General features: G+C 43.3%; 3 protein-coding genes. 1 reads left to right on the forward strand and 2 read right to left on the reverse strand.

The window, feature by feature from the left end; genetic code table 11:
• Window positions 1-382, forward strand: a 382-nt coding sequence (locus VLN09_RS11800; RefSeq protein WP_325246750.1) for an enoyl-CoA hydratase/isomerase family protein, incomplete at its 5' end; no start/stop codon positions are given.
• Between the two features lie 137 nt (window positions 383-519).
• Here the strand turns inward: VLN09_RS11800 and VLN09_RS11805 are convergent.
• Together VLN09_RS11805 and acnB are read right to left on the reverse strand one after the other, a co-directional pair.
• Entirely contained in the window at window positions 520-963 is a 444-nt protein-coding gene (locus VLN09_RS11805; protein WP_325246751.1) for a PACE efflux transporter, read from the reverse strand.
• A gap of 218 nt (window positions 964-1,181) precedes the next feature.
• Window positions 1,182-3,785 (reverse strand): bifunctional aconitate hydratase 2/2-methylisocitrate dehydratase, encoded by a 2,604-nt coding sequence (gene acnB, locus VLN09_RS11810; RefSeq protein WP_325246753.1) that lies wholly within the window; start codon window positions 3,783-3,785, stop codon window positions 1,182-1,184.
• Between the last annotated feature and the right edge of the window lie 52 nt (window positions 3,786-3,837).

Below are 3,837 nucleotides of genomic sequence, written 5' to 3' on the forward strand. Positions count from 1 at the left end.
TGTCAATATCGGTCTGATTCCGGATGCTGGCGGTATTTATTTATTGAATCAATTGATTGGCGTCGCAAAGACTACTGAGATGGTGATGTTGGGTGATAAGCTAAAAGCGGAAGATATGGCACGCTTAAACTTAGTTAATGACGTTGTTAGCGCAGAGAATTTGGATGCTAGCGTGTTGGCGTTGGCTACGCGTCTAAGCAACCTTCCCGGCCAAGCATTGGCATCGATGAAGCATATGATTAATACGCATGCTTATATGGGTTTGAATGAAGCGCTAGAGATGGAAGTAGATCAACAAACGATGCTTGCTAAAACCGATGATTTTAAAGAAGGTATTAGTGCCTTTATGGAAAAGCGTAAGCCGGTTTATCAGGGTAAATAAAAACTGATAACATTGCTCTTTGCAATATCATCAAAAAAAGGCTGCCATTAGGTAGTCTTTTTTTGGGTAAAGCATTATAAACAACGAATATCTAAACAATAAATATTTGCAATAACTTCCAACAATATTATTCTTTATTAAGAAATAGAGGTATTTTTATGTTGATGCGGTAAGGTAAATATTTTGTCAAAACCCAATGTAAAGAGAAAAGTATAAACTAAGAAAAATAGCAGTAACGCAGCTTCCATCATAAATGCCTGGATAAAACCAACATCGTACCAAATCATATATAGCGGTAGGCAAATCAGAACCAATCCGCCTTCAAAACCTATCGCATGGGCACTACGTATGAAGAACGTGCGCTGCGTTACCTGCTTACGTCGTTCACAGTTTTCAAACGCCGTATTGTAGATAAAATTCCAAATCACCGCTGCCAATGACACCATCACAGCAACTGGTAGAGATTCTGCGGCGCTACTGTTGCTTAACAACATAAGAACCAAAGTAGATGAGATGATAGCAATGATTTCAAAAACCGTCACATAGACCAAACGACGTTTGATGGGGGACAAAGTAATCAACCAAGACTCCAAAGCACATATGTGCTTAATAAAGTATCGGTCCGTCCCGAGATAGAAAAAGATAAATGAATTGCAGAGCCACGGTTTCCGCCTGCTGATCTATTATACATAGAAGTAGTCATATCGGACACCCACTCTTTTGGGTTACATTAAAAAAACCCGCATCATGACGATACGGGTTTTTCTTATAGATATATTTTAACGTGTGTATTAAAATCTTAGCTCAACTGAGCAACGTTAATTTTATCTGCTTCTTCAGTATAAGACTCCATACGGTCGAAGTTCATGTACTGATACACTTCTTCGCCCATGCTATCAAGCATACCAGCATACTGCTGATACTCTTCGTTGGTTGGTAATTTACCAAGTACCGCAGCAACAGAAGCCAATTCAGCTGACGCTAGATATACATTAGCACCTTGACCTAAACGATTCGGGAAGTTACGGGTTGATGTCGATACCGCAGTAGAGTTCGGTGCGATACGTGCTTGGTTACCCATACATAATGAACAACCTGGCATCTCAGTACGAGCGCCGGCTTGTGCATAGATATTATAGTAACCTTCTTCCATCAATTGACGCGCATCCATTTTGGTCGGTGGCGCAATCCATAGACGAGTTTGCAAAGAACCTGCTGGGACATCTTTTAGCAATTTACCAGCAGCACGGAAGTGACCGATGTTAGTCATACATGAACCAATGAATACTTCATCAATGGTGTCACCAGCGACATCAGCCAATGTTTTCGCATCATCTGGATCGTTCGGGCAACAAAGAATCGGCTCTTTGATTTCAGACATATCGATAACCATATCGATGGTATATTCTGCATCTTCATCAGCACGCATCAGGCTTGGATTCGCAAGCCATTCTTGCATTTGCTCAATACGGCGGCTAATAGTACGCGCATCGCCATAGCCTTCTGAGATCATCCATTTTAATAATGTGATGTTCGACGTTAGATACTCGGCAACTGACTTCTCAGATAAAGTAATCGTACAACCAGCAGCACTACGCTCAGCTGACGCATCAGACAATTCAAACGCTTGCTCAGCAGTTAAGTCTTCAAGACCTTCGATCTCAAGGATACGACCATTGAACTCGTTGATTTTACCTTTCTTATCAACAGTTAGCAGACCTTCTTTGATTGCTTGGTAAGGAATCGCATGGACTAAGTCACGTAACGTGATACCGGCTTGACGCTCACCGATGAAACGAACACGGACAGATTCAGGCATATCAAGTGGCATAACACCAGTAGCAGCAGCAAAGGCGACTAGACCAGAACCCGCTGGGAATGAGATACCGATTGGGAAACGGGTATGCGAGTCACCACCAGTACCAACGGTATCTGGAAGTAACATACGGTTCAACCATGAGTGAATAATACCATCGCCTGGACGTAAGCTTACGCCGCCACGGTTCATGATAAAGTCAGGTAGGGTATGCTGAGTTTCGATATCAACTGGCTTTGGATAAGCAGCGGTATGACAGAATGACTGCATCACTAAATCTGCTTGGAAACCTAGGCAAGCTAAGTCTTTTAGCTCATCACGGGTCATCGGCCCAGTGGTATCTTGACTACCGACGGTAGTGATTTTTGGTTCGCAGTACATACCAGGACGAACGCCTGCTAGACCACAAGCTTTACCAACCATTTTTTGCGCTAGTGTAAAGCCTTTACCGGTATCAACAGGCTCTTCTGGCTTAGCAAATACGTCTGAATGACCTAAACCCATATATTCACGGGCACGATTGGTCAAACCACGACCAACGATGAGTGGAATACGACCACCAGCACGAACTTCGTCAAGCAATGTTGGCGAGTTTAGCTTAAAGGTTGATAATACTTCATCAGAGTCATGCTTGGTGATTTTGCCATCATACGGATAGATGTCAAACACATCGCCCATATTTAGGTTATCAACCGCTACTTTTTCGATTGGTAATGCGCCAGAATCTTCCATAGTATTGAAGAAGATAGGTGCAATATTGTTACCTAGTACTAGACCACCACCACGTTTGTTTGGCACGTTAGGGATATCATCACCCATCAACCACAATACTGAGTTGGTCGCAGATTTACGGCTAGAACCGGTGCCTACCACGTCGCCAACATAGGCTAATGGATGACCTTTTTCTTTTAATACTTCAATTTGCTTCATTGGACCAATTTCACCCTCAACGTCAGCAGTAATGCCGTCGCGAGAGTTTTTGTGCATGGCTAATGAATGTAATGGGATATCAGGACGGCTCCACGCATCTTGCGCAGGAGACAAATCATCGGTATTGGTTTCGCCAGTGATTTTAAACGTCGTGTAAGTGGTCTTTGCTGGTACAGCATCACGGCTCAAGAACCACTCAGCGTCTGCCCAAGATTGAACGACTTCTTTAGCAACAGTATTGCCCGCTTCGGCTTTTTCGGTCACATCATTGAACGCATCAAATACCAACAAGGTTTTTTTCAACGCATCGGCAGCTTCTTGTGCTACTTCCGCATCATCAAGAGCAGCAACTAAAGGTTGAACGTTGTAACCACCTTGCATCGTACCCAAGATTTGAACCGCTTTTTTCTTACTAACGAGTGAAGAGGTCGCTTCACCTTTAACGATAGCTGCTAAAAATGCCGCTTTAACATAGGCAGCTTGGTCAACACCGGCAGGAATACGATTTTCAAGCAAGTCCATCAAGAACGCATCTTCGCCCGCTGGTGGGTTTTTGAGTAACTCAACCAATTCTGCTACCTGCTTCTCATTTAATGGAAGTGGTACAGTTCCTAGCTCAGCACGTTCTGCGACATGTTTACGATAAGCTTCTAACACAATAGTCGTCCTCGTCGGTTGGTGACCAGTACATCACGTGAGTAGTCAGGAT

Origin of the sequence: Psychrobacter sp. (genome assembly GCF_035469765.1) — a bacterium.
Classification (GTDB): domain Bacteria; phylum Pseudomonadota; class Gammaproteobacteria; order Pseudomonadales; family Moraxellaceae; genus Psychrobacter.